The organism is Chitinolyticbacter albus (genome assembly GCF_024437655.1).
Classification (GTDB): Bacteria; Pseudomonadota; Gammaproteobacteria; order Burkholderiales; family Chitinibacteraceae; genus Chitinolyticbacter; species Chitinolyticbacter albus.
In genome coordinates this window covers 25,536-42,662 of sequence record NZ_JANBVF010000022.1, presented here as the reverse complement: position 1 = coordinate 42,662, position 17,127 = coordinate 25,536, and the positions used below count along the sequence as shown (strand labels likewise).

The following is a 17,127-nucleotide window of genomic DNA, read 5'->3' as shown; positions in this document are numbered from 1 at the left end:
CTAAGCCAAGCTGTAGTGCGTGTTGCCGGGTATTGCAAGCCCGAGTAGCACTTACAGACGGCGCAGTAGCAAAGCCCTTACATTATCAGAGCGGATGCATGCCGGTCATACACACGGCAATCTGCCCAAAGGAGCCTCCCATGCGGTTGATCGCCTGGCACGACCCTCGCTTGCCTGGAGCAGGCCTGCCCGCACAGGCGCACGCCGAGCTGCAACGCCTTGCCACCTTTTGCGATGCGGAAGGACTGACTGCCGCCCTTCCCGGTTGCACGATGCCCGCAACGCTGATCCTGGTCAACGGCAATCATGTGCCGCGCGTGGCATGGTCGGAGATACTCGCCTTCCTTGCGCGCGGAGGCGGCCTGGTGGTCTTGGGCGATGCGCCGCTGCTGCACCCCTGGCCGGCCGAATCCAGCCAACCCGAGCAGCTGGCCTACCTGCGCGACCTTCATATCCACGAAGCGCTTCCTCTGGCCAATACCGGCTGGCAAAGCTTGCAAGTCACCGAGCGCCTGCCCTGGCTCGGCGCGCATCTGGCTTGTCTGCCGATGAGTGCCACGCGCGGCTTCGTGCTGCGCCCGACCACCACGAAGGATCACCCGGCCGATTCGGGATCTGCCGGGCCGATCGATGCCCTGATCGAGCCCTTGGTGATCGCCACCGATACGAGCGGACGCCCCCTTGCTGCACCCGTGGTGCTGATCGAAACATTACGAGGCCACTTTGCCGGCAGCCGCTGGATTTTCATCAATCAGCGGCCCGATACCGCGTTCTGGGAAAACGGCGGTGCGGCCTTGCTACGCGCCTGCGCGGCGTACGCGGCAAGTGGCGTCACCGAGCTGCGCTTACAACCCGATCTCGCCTGCTGGCTGCCCGGAGAGCGCCCCGGGCTGACGCTGACGGCCGAGCAGCTATCGGCCGATCGCACGGCGCGCTCCTGGCAGCTCGATCTTGCGATCGAGCACGAAGGCAGGCCGCTCACCCGACTGCAGCGTGAACTCGCCGTGGACCGCTATCCGCAGCGCATCGGCCTGCCGCTCGACTTCAGCGTTGAGCCCGGCTTTTACGCAATCCGCGCCACCTTGCGCTGCGGCGACGAGGTACGCCAGCTGCGCCAGGGTTTCTGGGGGCTGGATGGTGCGCTACTGACGCGCGGTGAGCGCCTTGGCGCCGGCGCCGACTATTTCGAGCGCGCCGGCCAGCCCATGCCCATCGTCGGCATGACCTATATGGCGCCCACGGTGCACCGCAAGTTTCTGCAGCTGCCCAATGTGGCCGACTGGGAAGCCGATTTCGCCGAGCTCGCCGCCGCCGGCGTCAACCTGATCCGCACCGGCATCTGGACCGGCTGGCGCCAGGCGATGTTCATCGACGGCGAGCCGAGCGAGCCGCTACTGCGTGCGATCGACGCCTTCTTGCTCACCGCCGCGCGCCATGGCCTGGAAGTCACCTTCACCTTCTTTGCCTTCACCCCGGAATGCTGGGAAGGTGGCAACCCCTACCTCGATCCGCGCGCCATTGCCGCGCAGAAGCGGCTGATCGCCTCCATCGTCAGGCGCCACGCGGCCAGTACCCATGTGCATTGGGACCTGATCAACGAGCCGTCGATGTTCGATCCCAAGCGTGTGTTCGAAGGCCCGCGCAGCCATGGTGATGCGTTCGAAGCGGCGGCGTTTCGCAGCTGGCTGCAGCACCGCCATGGCGATATCGAGTTGCTGGCGCCATTGTGGGATGAAACGACGACCAAGCTGGCCGACTGGCCCGATATCCAGCCCCCCGAGCACAGCCAGATCGGCCTCAACACCACCGAAATCGCCGTCAAGGGCCACGGCAGCTGGCTCGACTACACCTTGTTCAGCCAGGCCGCCTTCGCCGGCTGGGCGACGGAGATGGCCGATTTCATCCGCCACTTGGCCCCCGGCGCCATGGTCACCGTCGGCCAGGACGAAGCCTTGGGGCTGCAGCGCCCCGCCAATGCCTTTTTCGCCGAGGCGATCGATTACACCAACAACCACAGCTGGTGGCTGAACGACGCGCTGCTGTGGGATACCTTGTTCGCCAAGGTGCCAGGCAAGCCGATGCTGGTGCAGGAAACCGGCATCATGCACGTGGAAGCCCCCACCGGGCGCAGCAAGCGCAGCGAGGTGGAGCTGGCGCACCTGTTGGAGCGCAAGTATGCCTATGCGTTTGCCGGCGGCGGCGCGGGCGCGGTCCAGTGGATCTGGCAGATCAACTACCACATGGACAACCTCAATGAATCGCATATCGGCGCGCTGCGCGCCGATGGCACGCACAAGCCCGAGGCCGAAGTGACCTGGGCATTTGGCGCCTTCTGCCGCAAGGTGGGACATCTGTTGCGCGATCGGCGCCAGCCCAGCGTGGCCGTGGTCTATCCCTACAGCAACGACTACGGCAATCGCCGCTTCGCTGTCGAGGCCACGCAACGCGCCACCCGCGCCCTTGCGTATGAACTCAAGCAGCCCTTCGCCAGCATCGGTGAATACCAGCTCGATGGCCTCGCTGCGCTCACGCCTCAGCTCATCATCCTGCCTAGCCCACATGCACTGTCCGAGCTCGCGTGGGCCAAGCTGTCGGACTATGTATTCCACAGCGGCGCCACGCTCTTGGTGACGGGCCCCCTGTCGCTCAACGAATACTGGCACCCTGCGGCGCGCGCGCCCTTTGGTGCGACGCTGCCTGCGAATCTCGCCCGCGAAGAGCGGCTCGATATCGCCGGTACGCGCTACTGGCTCTCCTTCGGCGGCGACAAGACTGCCAGGCTTGCCAAGGAAATCGTCGAAGCCGAGCCTGCCGCGCGCTTCATGCGCAAGCCGCTGGGCAGCGGCACGCTGCTGTGGTGCCCGTTACCCGCCGAAATGAACGATCGCGTCGAGCCGGTGGCGGCGCTCTACGACCATGCGCTGCATATCGCCGGCATCACCGCGCCGCTCTTGTGGCACAGCGGCAGACAGTCCGGCATCTACATCGAAAAGCAGACGATGGCGAACGGCGCGCTGTGGGTGCTGGTCTCGGAGGCCGGCGAGGACGAGGCGCTCGACTTCACCGATCACACCAGCGAGCGCCGTTATCGACTCACCTTGCCGGCCGGACGCGCCTTGCTGTTCGCCACCGATGCAGCGGGCGAGCTTGTCGCCGCCCTGAATGACCATTTGATTGCCGTCAGCTGAAACCACCATGAGCCAGTCTATGAACCCGAATTTCCGTAGTCGCGAATTCCTGCTTGATCACATCCGTCACACCATGGCGTTCTACGATCCGCGCGCCCTCGACCCGGCCGGCGGCTTCTACCACTTCTACAAGGACGATGGCACCGTCTACGACGAACAAACCCGTCATCTCGTGTCGTCGACCCGTTTCGTCTTCAACTACGCGATGGCCTACCAGGCCTTCGGCAAACCCGAGTACCTGCAGCGGGTGCGGCACGGCCTTGCCTACCTGCGCGAGGTGCACCGCAATCCGGAAACCGGCGGCTATGCCTGGCTGCTAAGGCAAGGCGAGGTGATCGACGCCACCAACCACTGCTACGGGCTGGCCTTCGTAATGCTCGCCTACGCCTGCGGCGTCAAGGCCGGGATTGCCGAAGCGCGGGCCTGGCTGGGTGAAACCTACGACCTGATGGAGCAGCGCTTCTGGCTGCCGGAACACGGCGTGTATGCCAGCGAAGCGGCTCCCGACTGGACTCCGACCAGCTATCGCGGCCAGAACGACAATATGCACGGTTGCGAAGCCATGCTCGCCGCCTTCGAAGCCACCGGCGAGGCACGCTATCTCGAGCGCGCCCGCTTGCTCGCCGAAAACTTCACCCGTCGGCAAGCGGCACTGACGCAGAACCAGGTCTGGGAACACTTCCAGGCCGATTGGCTGCCGGATCTGGAATACAACCGCGGCGATCGCAGCAATATCTTCCGTCCCTGGGGCTTTCAAACCGGGCACCAGACCGAATGGGCCAAGCTGCTGCTGATCCTCGATCGACATGACCCCGCGCCGTGGCATCTGGAGCGCGCCCGCGCGCTGTTCGATGCGGCAATGGAATCGGGCTGGGACCCAAGTCACGGCGGGCTGATCTACGGCTACGATCTGGAAGGAAACCCTTACGATGAAGACAAGTATTTCTGGGTCCAGGCCGAGTCGTTCGCCGCCGCGGCCTTGTTGGCGCATGCCAGCGGCGAGGAGAAATACTGGCAATGGTACGACCGTATCTGGGACTACAGCTGGCGCCATTTCGTCGACCATCAATACGGCGCCTGGTATCGCATCCTTGCACCCGACAACAGCAAACTCACCGACGAAAAATCGCCAGCCGGCAAGACCGACTATCACACGATGGGCGCGTGCCACGAGGTGCTGAACGTGCTCTAGGACAAAACACTTGAAGTCCGCCAAACAGAGATATTCTGCGTTTTTTCTTATAGAACATACAGATAGTTAATATTCCCGTCGCTCGGCGCACTGCGCGTCGAGCATGGTAGCTATGCCAGCTTCATTCGCTTTTTCTTCGTTGGCGCACGCATCGAGCGTGCGCTTTTTTTTGTATTTTCGTCACTGATGTCAGCATCTTGCTTACCCAGCGAGTGCAGCCGGTCTATGCTCTACATACTGGTCTGCTCGCAAGCAGCAGCCGATTAAAGGTCGCCAATGCAATAGTTGCAACTTGTCAGGGGAAAACCACCATTTATCAGTACTGCCTTCTGCCGTTATGATTAAGCAGTTGCTAATAAAGAGAGACCAAAGATGAGCGCACTCGCAGGCGACAAGACAGACATAGTCTGTCAAACCGAAGCGGTCACCGGTGCAATCGCCACGTTGTGCGATGATCTGGAATCGGGGTTGTTCAAGGCGTTGTCGGAACCCACTCGGCAGCGCATCGTCTCCATCCTGCTACAACATGGCCGGCTCAATGTCCTGCAGATCAAGGAATATTGCCCGCAGGACCGTTCGGTGATCTCCCGCCACCTCAAGTTCCTGCGCGAATCCGGCGTGGTCGTCCATATGCAGGAAGGGCGTTACGCCTACTACGAGCTCAACGGATTCGGCATCATCATCACGCTGCGGCGTATCCTGGAGCAGATGCAGGTAGTGATGGCATCTTGTTGCCCCATCGCCTGGGCCGAGTTCGAAGCCCGGCAGTCGTGCTAAAAAAATGGGATGGCATTGCTGCCATCCCACGAAGGTCGATCTCCGGGGGGAGACCGCAGGGAGTTTTGTCTGTCAGGCCCGGGCGGGCGCCAGCGTGGTGTCCTGGGCTAGCGGGGTGCCTTTGAGCACAAAGCGCAGCGCGATGGCGCGGCCCATGCCACGACTAGCGCCGGTGACGAAGGCAACCTGGCCGGCCAGCTGGCGGGCGGAGGCGGCCAGATCGGCCGCTGCGAGCGCTTGAGTCATGGGAAGTCCAGTTACAGCGAGCCGCCGCGCTTGAATTCGGCAAGGCCAAAACCATGCATCTGCGCCAACGCGGCGATGTGTTTGACTTGTTGCGGCGTGATGGCGCCGTGCGAGTAATGGCCACGGTGGCCAGAGAGGCCCAGCACGGCCGTCTCGGCCATGCAGGCATAGAGCTGCCCCGCGCCAAGGAAGGCGCGCGCGCCGGGGTCCAGGCTTTCGCCATGCGGGGTGGCGACCACGCTGCCTTGCAAGTAGACGAGGTCCGGCCGAGTGGCGAGCGTGTGGGCGTACACGTTGTGCGGCACCGCCACGTCGCAGATCACCGCGCCTTGCCGGAACAGCGCGGAGTCCAGAAATGGCAGCGGCGCATTGGCGGCGCACAGCACCACGTCCGCCTCCGCCACGCCGCGCAGGCTGCTCGCCACCGGCAGGAAAGGGTCGCGCCCGTAGCGCTGGATCACGGCTTCCTGCAGTTGGCGGCCGCGCTGGCGCTCGGGCGCACCGTTACGTAGCCAGTCGAGTACCAGCGGCTCCTCGGCCAGACGACCGGCAAGGCCCTGGGTCTGTCCGGCGACGAGGTTGTCCCAGACCGATTCGTAGATCGCCTGCGCGGTCGTGTTGAGCCGCTGCGCCGAACCTTCGTTGCCACTGCCGATCAGCTGCAGGCAGGTGGCACGCTCGGCCAGCATCATGGCGTAGGTGGAGGCGATATTGCCGGCGGCGCCGACCACGGCGAGCGTGCACTCGGCCCAGGTCTTGCCCTGCTCACCGATAGCCCGGTCCACTGCTTGCACGGCCATGGCCACCGTCAGCGCGTGGCCCGAGGTCAGGCCGATCTCGGGGATGTCGAGCGCGGTGCAGTTGTTGGTGACGATGGACGTATACATGCCCAGGCCCGCCAGCTCGCAACCATCCTCGCGCGCCGCGCGGATCCGGTCGGCCACGTCGTGGCGGATCTCGTCCAGGGCGCAGCGTCCCAGCCAGTCGCTCATCTGTTCGGAAACCACGCACAGCGGGTAGAGCATGAAATCGACGGCGGGCCCGAGCGGCGAGCGGATGCGCACCGGCGCATACGGCGCGCTCTTCTTGTTCACCGCCATATTGAGCACGAAGCGGCGCAATTCGGCATCGGACAGATCGGCCAGCGCCGGATCGACCTGGCGCAGCCATTCGGGGCCGATCAGATGATTGATGAAGGCGACCTTGCGTACCTGCCCCGCCACCGGCGCAGGCTTGGCAAGCTCGATTCGAGGCTGGCGGAAATCGCGGATTTCGCTACGTGGCACCGGCCGATCCGGGCTGCATAGCAGATGCACGAAGTGCAGCGTGTCTTCATGGCGCAGGATGCGGCAGACACGATCGAGCGCGGCGAACAGGCGGTCGATCTCGCCGTCGCCGATGTAGACCGAAGGCTCCAGCCGCAACACATTGGGCGCGCTGTCGGTGGGTGCGAGGCGTATGCCCTCCACCCGCAACATGTAGCCGGCGATGAAGCAGCCCAGCGAATCGGCGTAATCGGTCGAGCGCAGGATCTGCGACGGCGAATCAGTGCGCGGGCAGAATTCGATGCCGATGAAGAGTCCCCGGCCACGCACCTCGCGGATCACGTCCGGGTAAGCCCGCTGCAGGTCAGCCAGGCCATGCAGCAAACGCGCACCCCGGGATTCGGCCTGGGCATAGAGCGCACCGTCGCCCGCCTCCAGCACGTCGAGCACCGCCTCGGCGATGCCGGCGGAAAAATCGTCTTCAGCGAAGGTCGAGCTGTGGATCAGGCCGAAATCGGGCTTGTAGAGCTCGCGCCGGATCAAGAGCGCGGCAATCTTGGCGATGCCGCCGCCGAGTGACTTGGATAGCGTGTAGTAGTCGCCACGCAGCCCGACCTGGCTGGCGGCGAAGAAGCGGCCAGTGCGGCCCATGCCGCTCTGGATCTCGTCGAGCACCAGCGGACATTGCTGCTGGTTGCAGAAGCGGCGAATCTCGCGGGCATATTCGGGCGTGATGGCGTGGATGCCGCCTTCGCCCTGGATGGGCTCGGCGAGGAAGGCCGTGAACAGCGGCAGCGCACGCCGTACCAGCGTCACCTTGCCGTCCTCGATCGCCAGATCGAACACCGAAACCGCTTCTTCCTCGGCGACGCGGACGAGCGCCTCGGCGTCGCCCATGGGCACGAAGCGCACCTTGAGGCCGAGGAACTGGAAGGCGCGGCGGAAATTCTTGTTGTAGGTGAGCTGCACGCTGGCAGCGAGCTTGCCGTGGACCGATTTTTCCAGGCAGACGAAGACCGGGCGCTTGGCCAGTTCCTGGCTGTTGTGGTTGATCAGCGTGACGATCAGATCGTCGAAGTTGCGCACGTCGAACACCCAGTCGCGCACGTCGGTGCGCTCGTACAGATCGACCGGAATCGCCACCTCGCCACGGCGGATCGCCTCGCGCACCGTTTCGATGTGGCTCGTGATCTCGTCGAGCAAGATCTCGAGCTTGAGCATGCGGGCAAGCTCGGCGTGCTTGATCGCTGCCTCCACCGCCTCGGCACCGCTGTTGGCGAAGGTGGTGATATAGCCGTCGTCGCTCCCGGTCTCCCGCACGGCGATCTGCGACAGCCGCGCCGCCAAAGTGCCCGAGCGCCCCCGCAAGGAAAACTGCGCGTGCACCGGCACCTGCGCGGCAAGCAGGCGCTGCGCGGCATCGACGATGGCAGGCGGGTTGTGGCCCAGCATCAAGGCGCCGTAGCCACCAAGAAAATCGAGCACCTCGCGCTCCTGCCCCGCGCCATCGCGGTAGTACAGATAGTTGCCCTGGGCCCGTTCATAACAGACATCGAGCCCGATCGCGCGCAGCACCTGCGCGAGCTTGGGTTTGACGTACTGGCTGTATTGCTCGCTCATCATCACTCACTTGCATCAAGCGGCGCGCGTCAGCGCCACCGCGGAATAGAAACCGGAGAAACCCTGTTGCAGGCACCAGGCCTGCTCGAAACGGCGGAGGGCCGCCTCACCACGCGCCCAGCCCAACTGGGGTTCGATCGGCCTGATGAGGCCCGGCACTGCCGGCAACAAGCCATCGGCGAGCACCCGGCTCGCCAGCGCGAGATCGAGCAGCGCACCGGCCGCCGGGATCACACCGGTCACCGGGCGCGGGCAAGAGATCGCCACCTCGGTGTCGAATACCCGGGCCAGGCTCTGCGCCTCGTGCGCGTCAAGCGCGGGTACGCCACGGCCATCTGCCAGCACTGCGGTGGCCGGGCCATACCAGGGAGGCTGCTCGGCCGCGCCGACGGCTTCGTTGAAGGCGCCTTGATAGCCCTGGTCCTCGTGCTCGCCCAACCCCAGTTCGATCTGGCTGCGCACGCCGGCATAGCTGCCGGGCGCGTGTACCAGGCCATGGATGCGTGCGCCACGCGCCACGGCGTCCTGCCGGCGCTCCAGCAGCAGCGCCACCGCGCCTTCGCCGAGTACCGCGCCGGAGGCGGCCTCGTCGAACGATTGCAATGCCGCGACCGCCTGCTCGCCGAGCAGGCCGCGACGCAGCAGCTCGGCCAGCGTCAAGGCTTCGGCGTAGCTGCCGGTGGCCAGCACCACGGCCACGTCGCAGCGCCCTTGCTGCAATTCGAACAAGGCCTGGCGCAACGCGGCTATGCCGGCTGCCTCGTTCTGCACAAAGGCGACACCTACGCCACGGCAACGCCAGGTGAGGCTCGCCAGCGCCAGCGCGTTGTTGGCCAGCCCCTTGATCGACATAGAGGGATCGGCACCACGTCGGTTGAGCGCTTCCTGCGCCAGAAGCACCAGATCGAGCGCGCCATCGCGGCCTTTGGCCTGGCTCACCGCGCGTTGCAGCGAGCCGAAGTTGGGGCTGGTGTAATCGCCCTGTCCGGAAAACAGGCCGCGCCGCTCTTCCGGCACGCCGTCCCAGTCCATGGCCGCATCGCCGATTGCCTCGCCGACCGCGTGGACGGCCCAGAATGCGGGTTCGGTGCCAAAACGCCGCAGCTTGTACGGCACCGCCTCGCGCGCGGCGACGCGGGCCTCGTTTGGCACCTGCCCGTAGCGCGCGATGCGGCGGCTGCGCAGTTGCGGCTGCGCAAAGGGCGACAGTGCATCGCGGCCGCTCAACCAGCGCTGCCACAGCGCATCCAGCCCCAGGCCGGTCGGCGCGACGACGCCGATTCCTGTCAGTGCAACGGCATCAAGCATGACGTTGCACCGCGATGCAGGCATTGAGCCCGCCAAAGCCAAAGGAATTGCACAGCGCCGCGCGTACCGGCATCGCACGCGCCGAGCTGCCCGGCACGTAGTCGAGATCGCAGGTTTCATCCGGCTGGGACAGATTCAGCGTCGGCGGAACCCGGCCATCGCGTACCGCCAGCACCGTGGCAATGCACTCAGGCGCGCCAGCGGCGGCGATCAAATGGCCCAGCATCGATTTGTTGCTCGAGATCGCGATGCGACCCGCGCAATCGCCAAACACCTGGCGGATCGCCAGCGTCTCGGCCGGATCGTTCAGCGGCGTCGACGTGCCGTGGGCGTTGATGTGATCGATATCGTCCGGTGTTAGCTGCGCGTCGCGCAACGCGCGCTGCATCGCCAGCGCCGCACCGCGGCCTTCCGGATGAGGTGCCGTGATGCAATACGCATCCATCGCGCTGCCAAAGCCCACGATTTCCGCGTAGACGCGGGCACCGCGTTCCAGCGCCGAGCGCTCGCTCTCCAGCACCAGCACCGCGCCGCCCTCGGCCGCGACAAGGCCACTGCGGTCGCGATCGAACGGCCGGCACAGCGTGTCACCGTATTTCTCGGCGATCGACGGTGCGCCCAGCAGCAACAAGCCGATCATGGTTGGGAGGTTGAGCACCGAATCGGCGCCGCCGACCACCATGGCATCGACCTCACCCCGGCGTATCATGCGAAAACCATGGCCGATGGCATGCGCGGCGCCGGCGCAGGGCGTCGAGAAATGCAGCACCGGTCCGGCGAGATCGAAGCGGCGCGCAATCAGCGTCGCCAGCTGATCATTGCCGTTGACGAGGCCGCTGTTCGGGTTGAGTTCGGCAAACCGGCGATACAAGCGCTGCCAATCAGGGCCGTCGCTTCCCAGCGCCAGCAACAGATCGGAGGGATCGCGTTCGGGCGCGCCCGAACCGATGGCCACGCCGAGGCGGCGCTCGTCGCCCGCCAGCAGCGTCAAACCGGCATCGTTCACCGCCTGTTCGGCAGCGGCCAGGCCAAAGCGGCTTCGCCGCTCCATCGGCGTCTGCCACCAGAAGGCCGAACGATAGGCACACTGGAAGGCGTTCCAATCGACCGGCGCGGCGTAGCGCACCGGGAAGTCCGACACCCCTTCAGGCTGCCAGCGGCGGATGGCCGATCGGCCCTGACACAGGCCCTGCCACAGCGCAGCGACATCGAGCCCTAAACCCGTGACGGCACCAAGGCCGGTCACGAATACACGTTCGCTCATAACACCTCCCGCCCGAGCACGACGACCACGCACTGGCCAAGCGGCGCCAGAGCGATCAGCAACGCGGCATTGCCATGCAGCACCTGGCGCACCAGGCCATGCTCGCCCTCGTGCCAGAGCTCGCCGCGCGACAGCGCTTCGTGGGCCAGGCCCGCAGCAAGCAGGCCCGACGCCGGACCACAGCGGCCAAAATGGCGCTCGACGTTCAGCGTCGGCAGCGGGGACACGTCGTTCAAGCGAGCCAGCGCTTGTCGTAAAGCCGTTGCCTGACCTTCTTGCCAGGGCTGGTTGTGCAACACCCAGCCGATGTCGGTCGCGGCGCGGCCAGCCATCGACAACGCCTGGGCGATGAGTTCTGCCACGGCCTCGGTGCCGCGGCCGGCCGAGGCGACCAGAGCGCGGGCATAGCCAGCAAGACGAATCGGGCTTGATGCGGTACGGCTGGCGAGCAGCGCGGTTGCCACCTCACCCGGCGGCACCGCCAGTGACGGAGCGATAGCGGGGCCGTACTGCAACGGCAGCAGGGGATCGAGCTTGGGCGAGACGGCGCCGATCAGGGCATGCGCGCACTCGCCCTCTGCCACGGCCAGCACCCCGTCGATCAGCGCGTTGAGCCCGGCATCGGCCTGTGGCGAATAGACAGCCAGTGGCCCGCTGATACCTGCCGTCGCGGCGATGTGTGCGGCAGCGGAGCTGTTGAGCATGGAGAGGCCGGAAAACGGCGGCGTTTCGCGCATCAGCCACTCCCCCCACGGCGCCCGACCGCCATCGGCGTGCCAGCCTTGCAGGGCGGCCCAGGTCGGCACGGCTTCGTCGACGGTGGGCAGGCCCAGATAGAGCCCGACCTCATCGGACTCCGCCGGATCGTCCGGATCGAGTTGCGCCAGGCTCGCGCACGCGGCGGTCAGCATCATACGGGCCTGCTTTTCCATGGTCCGTGCCAGCTCGCGGTCCACGCCCAGCGACGCGAGCGCCGGGTCCGGCGCGGCCCACGCCTGGTTCATCGCCGGAAAATCGCAAGTGGGCCACGGCGCGGGAGCCGGCGCTACAGGCGTGTCGAGCGCGCCGCGCACGCGTTGCCAATCCTCGCCCTGCGCGCAAAATACGCTCGGCGCGGCGAGGCGTATGCCATTGAGCCACAAGCATTCTGTCATGCCGCCTCCAGAACCAGGCTGGCGTTGACACCGCCAAAACCGAAGGAATTGCTGAGCACCCGCCGCAATGGCGCCCGGCGGGTGGACGTGACAATGTCCAGCCCGCTGGTGGCGTCGTCGGGTGCATGGAAATTGAGCGTGGGCAGCAGGCGTTGCTGTTGCAGCGACAGCACGGCAAGTACGGCCTCGACCGCGCCACTGTTGGCCAGCGAGTGGCCCAGTGCGGATTTGTTGGATGTCACCGGCACCGTGTTCGCCCGACTGCCAAACACCTGCTTGAGCGCCAGCGCCTCGGCCGCGTCATTGCCGGGCGTGGACGTGCCATGCGCGTTCACATGGTCGATGTCGTCGGCCCCGAGCCCGGCATCTTGCAGCGCCGCACGCATGCAGCGGGCGTACTCGTCGCCGGCTTCGTCGCTCGCAGTGATGTGGTGCGCTTCCAAGAGGCCGGCAAAACCGGTCAGCCTGGCCAGTACCACCGCGCCGCGCCGCGCCGCATGCTCGGCCGATTCGAGCACCAGAAAGGCGCTCCCCTCACCCATCACGAAGCCATTGCGATCCTTGTCGAAGGGACGGCTGATCGCCGTGCCCTGGAAGCGCTCGCCATCGGACAGCGCGCCCACGCCATTGAATGCTACGAGCGGCGTGAAGTTGCACATGGTCTCGCAAGCGCCGACCACCGCCAGGTCGATCAGCCCCGCGCGAATCTGCTGCATGGCCGAGCCGATCACCATGGTGCCGGCCGCGCAGGCTTCGCCGCGCGCGGCGTGGTGCGCATACCAACCCAGCCGGCGCGCCAGCGCAAGGCCGGCTTCGTCCTGCTGTTTGTGGAAATAGCCCCGCTCGCCCGAAGGCCAGCCCCGTGCCGCGAGCAGATCCAGATCCAGCACGTCGGTGCCTTCGTCGTAGACAGCGGCCAGCGCCTTCACGTCGCGCTCGTCGAAGGTGTGCTTGTTATTTGCGACGAACACGGCACCGCGGCCCACACGCTCGCCCAGCTGCGCCTGCGACAGCGCCAAACTGGCCGCAGCGATGGCAAGCCGGCTCTGTCGCCCCCATTCCGGTTCGACTTCACCGAGCAAGGGCGCGATATCCGCCCAGGTTGCATCGTCGATGTAGACGCAATAGGGATTGGCAAATCCCAACGCCACCAGATCGGGATGCGCCCTGACCAGCGACTCACCCGCTGCCAAGCGCTCGAACAGCGTCAATGCGCCAACAGCGCCGGCGCTCACGGCGCCAACTCCGGTCACCACAACCTGGTTCATACGGATCAGGCAGTTGCGGTTTGGCGCTGCCACGCAGGCAGCATGCCTTGCTTGACCCGGCTATAACGCAGCTCGACAAAGTCGAGCGAATCGGCGCCCAGATCATTGGCCAGTGCCACGTCGGGACCAACGTTGGACTCATCGCCGCCCAATACACCGACCAGCGTTTTCGGCACAACCTTGATCAGACCAGCTTCTTGATGGGGGTTGTTCACGTTAGCTCCCAAAGACTCATGCTTATTATTTTGAAGTGCATTAGTGCACATATATGCACACACAAGTCTATTACGAATGCTGGTGCCAGCTCAACGGCACTTTGCTGCGGAGCAGCATGGTTTATTCGTTAAGGCAAGGAAGGGTCGTGCCGTCATCCCGGACAAAGCCGCGGCAACGCTGGCAAAAAGTCGTGCGCTACGGCAGAGGGGCGCCTGCTCGACGGTTATGCACTCTCGCCCACGGTGTGACGACAATCACACCCGGGCCGGCCGTCATTGCACCATGGTGCCGCTATTGCTGGTTTCGCCTTCCAGCTTCACCTGCTCGATCTCGGTAAAGCGGCGCGAGATCTTCTCGCTGGTGATGGCGACGCTTTGCACGTCGTCGTGAGCCTGGCGAATGTGGGCGGCCAGCTTCTTCATCCGATCGTCGAAGCGGCCGAATTCCTGGCTCAGTCGGCCCAGCGCATCCTTGATGATGTGGACCTGCTTGCGCGTCTCCACATCCTTGATCACCGCGCGCGCGGTATTGAGCACGGCCATCAGCGTGGTCGGCGAGACGATCCACACCCGCTTGGCCATGGCGTACTGCACCATTTCCGGCTGATAGGCGTGGATCTCGGCGAACACCGCCTCGGCCGGCACGAACATCACCGCGCCATCGGCTGTCTCGCCCGGGATGATGTATTTGCCGGCAATATCGTCGATGTGCTTCTTGATGTCCGCCTTGAAAAGACGCGCGATGAAGGTGCGATCGACGCCCGGCTCGAACAGGCGATGGTAGTTTTCCAGCGGGAACTTGGCATCGACCGCCACGGTGCCGGTCGGCTCGGGCAGGCGCAGCAGACAGTCGGCGCGGGTGCCGTTCGACAGCGTGGCCTGCAGCTCGTAGGTCTGTGCCGGCAACACGTTGCGCACCAGATGCTCGAGCTGCACTTCGCCAAACGCGCCGCGCGAGCGCTTGTCGCCCAATAGCTCCTGCAGGCTGACCACATTGGTGGTCAGGCCGTCGATCTTCTTCTGTGCCTCGTCGATGGTGGCCAGACGCGCCATCACGTTGGCGAAGGTTTCGTTGGTTTTCTTGAAGCCCTCGTCCAGCCGCTCGGTCACCTTGCCGGAGATTTCGGCAAGGCGCCCGTCCGCGGTCTTGGTCAATTCGCCGACAGTGAGTGTGAGTTTCTCGGTGGTCTGCGCCAGCGCGGCCTGCAATTGCTCCATCTCGCGCTTCGATTGCTCGGCCAGCATCGTCGAGAGCTTGAGCAGCACGTCCTCGCGCAGGCCGTCCTGCTTTTTCTGCAATTCGCTGGCGATATCGGCCAGCTGCTTCTGTGATTGCTCGCGCGCCTCGGAGAGACTGCTGGTCAGCGACAGCCGCAGCGTCGCCAGTGAATCAGTCAGCGCGGTTTGCAGCCGGTTCTGCGCCTCACGCGTCTCCTTCAGCTCGTTGCCGACCGCGCCGCGCAGCCGCTCGAAACTCTCACCGACGCTGTCGCGCAGCCGCTCGCCCGAGCGTGTCACCACCTCCTGCAGCAGCGTGCCATGTTGCGCCAGCCCACCCTGGGTCAGCTCGGTCTGGCGGGAAAGCCCCGCATGCAGGTCGTTCAGCATCTCGCGGTGTCGCGTCTCCAGGCTGTCTTCCAACGTGGCCAGCACCTCCTGCTGGGTTCGCGCCAGTTGCTGCAATCGCAGGGTGACGATGGTGCCGGCAAGCAGCACGATCAGGGTGGTCAGGCCAAACAGCAATTCGAGCATCGATACTTTCCAGTGGAACTACAGGGACGAATTGTAGGGGATGGGGGAGCCTCATGTATCATCGACCCATGCCGCTCACCCGTCTTCTTCTCGCCCTCGGCCTTGCCGCCCTGATGGCCGTCGCCCAGGCCGCACAGCAGGACATGCGCGCGTTGCAAGATGCCGTCGCCGACTGGCTGGAGCAGCAGCTCTCCCCCACGCCCGACGCCAGCTACCAGTTGGCCGAGCTCGACAGCCGGCTGCGGCTCGATGCCTGCCAGCGCCTCGACTTGCAGCTGCCCAAGGGCCAGCGTCTGGCCGGAAAAATCATGGTGCGGGTGCGCTGCGTCGAAGGCGCGCGCTGGGCCATCAACTATCCGGCGACGATCTCGCTGGTTTCCACCTATTACGTCGCCTCCCGCCCACTGTCCGCCGGGCGCGAAGTGCAGGCCGACGACCTGATCGCGCAAAAAGGCGATCTGGCCACCTTGCCGGGCAGCGTCATCGTCAGCGCCAATCAGGCGATCGGCCGCGTGCTCAATTCGGCTGTCGCCCAAGGCGGCGTGCTGCGCAGCGAGATGCTGCGCGCCGCCACCGCAGTGCGGCAGAACCAGCGCATCCGCCTGCTCTATCGCGTCGACGGCATGGAAGTCAGCAACGAGGGCGTGGCGCTCAATAGCGCCGCCGTCGGCGAGGTGGTTCGGGTCCGCGTCGGCAACAACCAGATCGTCACCGGCATCGTCCGCGAAGGCGGGCTGGTCGAAGCCGGGCCCTGACGCCTGCCCCGGCTAAACTGTCGTCAGCGCTACCCCAGGTTAGGTTCACCGTCGTTTGATATCCACCAGTCAAGTACTCCGTCGAGACATGACTCCCCCCCGGGAAAATCATACTGTTGGACCGTTAGGTCTCCCGTGCTGCTCGCAACGCAGCGCCGATTACCTGGAGTATCGAAAACACCTACCCAGGGAGTGAAGCATTGCTCATTCCACGCGTGCAGCCATAGCGCCAGCTGAGCTTCGAGCTTTGCGAACACTTCACCCCGAGGGTCATGAGGCGGGTGGATAGGACCAGCGTCGTTGTCATAGGGATGTCGGGCCGCGATGCTGGGACGCTGCAACAATTGATGATGTAGCAACCCTGCTTGCAGAAAGAGGGCCCGCATGGCGGCGCTCTGGCTATCGCCTGGAAACAATGGCGTGGGATAGCGCTCTGTTTTACAGTGCCTCGACCGTGCCCACTCGTTTAGAAATCGATACAAACTTCGGATTCTCGACTGCGGCTCGGCCAGTTCCGGCAAGGCGTAGTGATAGTGACAGGCAGATGCGAACAGGCTATCCAGCCAGCATTGCAACGTCGATTCGTCGCGTTTAGGAACGCCAATCAACGCAGGGGCTTGCACCAGCCGGATCCAACACGATTCGACATGGTGCATTTCGTATCCGATGGGGTAGCTGTACGGTAAACCACCCTTATGCTCAAACGAGGCGCGTGACTGCTCTGTAACGCCCGCCCAGGCCGACGCTACCTGCCACCCATCCCCTGTTTGTCGTAAGGCAAGCAATGCATCCCCCGTGCTGCTCTGTTGAACCGTTGGCGCGGTGTGCGTCGGTATCGTCTGGATCACGATCGCCGTTGCGCCTTCGGAACGGATAAGACACAACCATTCTGCAAGGCAAATGGCCTCGAGCGACAGGGACGTCTGCAGGCGAAAGCGGTGTACCCCCCTGGCAAACACGTAGTGCTGATGCCAGCTGTTAATTGTCGCTGCGTTGTCAAAAGCACCGGCGAGAAATGCGTTGGCCCACATGCCAAACACTCCGCTGCGGACGGTATGCCAAGGCAGCGAGGCCCAGCCCAACTCCACAGGTTGCGCATAGCTTTCCCGTTTCACGAATCTCC

13 protein-coding genes are annotated in these 17,127 nt (G+C 64.8%); 4 read left to right on the top strand and 9 right to left on the bottom strand.

The window, feature by feature from the left end:
* The first annotated feature begins 140 nt into the window (after window positions 1–140).
* The 3 genes from NLI84_RS13680 (at window position 141) to NLI84_RS13670 (ending at window position 5,157) form a co-directional block, all read left to right on the top strand.
* Entirely contained in the window at window positions 141–3,188 is a 3,048-nt protein-coding gene (locus NLI84_RS13680; protein WP_255991044.1) for a beta-galactosidase, read from the top strand.
* A gap of 19 nt (window positions 3,189–3,207) precedes the next feature.
* Complete coding sequence (locus NLI84_RS13675; RefSeq protein WP_255991043.1) at window positions 3,208–4,380, top strand: AGE family epimerase/isomerase; 1,173 nt, start codon at window positions 3,208–3,210, stop codon at window positions 4,378–4,380.
* Between the two features lie 372 nt (window positions 4,381–4,752).
* The gene (locus NLI84_RS13670) at window positions 4,753–5,157 is read left to right on the top strand and encodes an ArsR/SmtB family transcription factor (protein ID WP_255991041.1); all 405 of its coding nucleotides are present in this window, start codon (window positions 4,753–4,755) and stop codon (window positions 5,155–5,157) included.
* Between the two features lie 72 nt (window positions 5,158–5,229).
* On the opposite strand, the gene NLI84_RS13665 is transcribed toward NLI84_RS13670, so the two are convergent.
* The 8 genes from NLI84_RS13665 to NLI84_RS13630 form a co-directional block, all read right to left on the bottom strand.
* Window positions 5,230–5,403, bottom strand: a complete 174-nt coding sequence (locus NLI84_RS13665; protein WP_255991040.1) for a hypothetical protein — start codon at window positions 5,401–5,403, stop codon at window positions 5,230–5,232.
* Window positions 5,404–5,414: 11 nt separating this feature from the next.
* Window positions 5,415–8,288, bottom strand: coding sequence for an aminotransferase class III-fold pyridoxal phosphate-dependent enzyme (locus tag NLI84_RS13660; RefSeq protein WP_255991039.1), 2,874 nt, complete (start codon window positions 8,286–8,288; stop codon window positions 5,415–5,417).
* Between the two features lie 15 nt (window positions 8,289–8,303).
* Entirely contained in the window at window positions 8,304–9,596 is a 1,293-nt protein-coding gene (locus NLI84_RS13655; protein ID WP_255991038.1) for a beta-ketoacyl synthase N-terminal-like domain-containing protein, read from the bottom strand.
* Window positions 9,589–10,860 (bottom strand): beta-ketoacyl-[acyl-carrier-protein] synthase family protein, encoded by a 1,272-nt coding sequence (locus tag NLI84_RS13650; RefSeq protein WP_255991037.1) that lies wholly within the window; start codon window positions 10,858–10,860, stop codon window positions 9,589–9,591. The genes NLI84_RS13655 and NLI84_RS13650 overlap by 8 nt, the downstream gene beginning before the upstream one ends.
* Window positions 10,857–12,014: a beta-ketoacyl synthase N-terminal-like domain-containing protein gene (locus tag NLI84_RS13645; protein WP_255991036.1), complete on the bottom strand. Its 1,158-nt coding sequence runs from the start codon at window positions 12,012–12,014 to the stop codon at window positions 10,857–10,859. The genes NLI84_RS13650 and NLI84_RS13645 overlap by 4 nt, the downstream gene beginning before the upstream one ends.
* Entirely contained in the window at window positions 12,011–13,282 is a 1,272-nt protein-coding gene (locus NLI84_RS13640) for a beta-ketoacyl-[acyl-carrier-protein] synthase family protein (protein ID WP_255991035.1), read from the bottom strand. The genes NLI84_RS13645 and NLI84_RS13640 overlap by 4 nt, the downstream gene beginning before the upstream one ends.
* Before the next feature lie 5 nt (window positions 13,283–13,287).
* Window positions 13,288–13,497 (bottom strand): acyl carrier protein, encoded by a 210-nt coding sequence (locus NLI84_RS13635; RefSeq protein WP_255991034.1) that lies wholly within the window; start codon window positions 13,495–13,497, stop codon window positions 13,288–13,290.
* A gap of 273 nt (window positions 13,498–13,770) precedes the next feature.
* Complete coding sequence (locus tag NLI84_RS13630) at window positions 13,771–15,249, bottom strand: DNA recombination protein RmuC (protein ID WP_255991033.1); 1,479 nt, start codon at window positions 15,247–15,249, stop codon at window positions 13,771–13,773.
* A gap of 68 nt (window positions 15,250–15,317) precedes the next feature.
* Between NLI84_RS13630 and flgA the strand changes: the two genes are divergently transcribed.
* The gene (gene flgA / locus NLI84_RS13625; RefSeq protein ID WP_255991032.1) at window positions 15,318–16,004 is read left to right on the top strand and encodes a flagellar basal body P-ring formation chaperone FlgA; all 687 of its coding nucleotides are present in this window, start codon (window positions 15,318–15,320) and stop codon (window positions 16,002–16,004) included.
* A 29-nt stretch (window positions 16,005–16,033) separates the two neighbouring features.
* Here the strand turns inward: flgA and NLI84_RS13620 are convergent, their stop codons facing one another.
* Entirely contained in the window at window positions 16,034–17,119 is a 1,086-nt protein-coding gene (locus NLI84_RS13620) for a hypothetical protein (protein ID WP_255991031.1), read from the bottom strand.
* Window positions 17,120–17,127 lie beyond the last annotated feature (8 nt).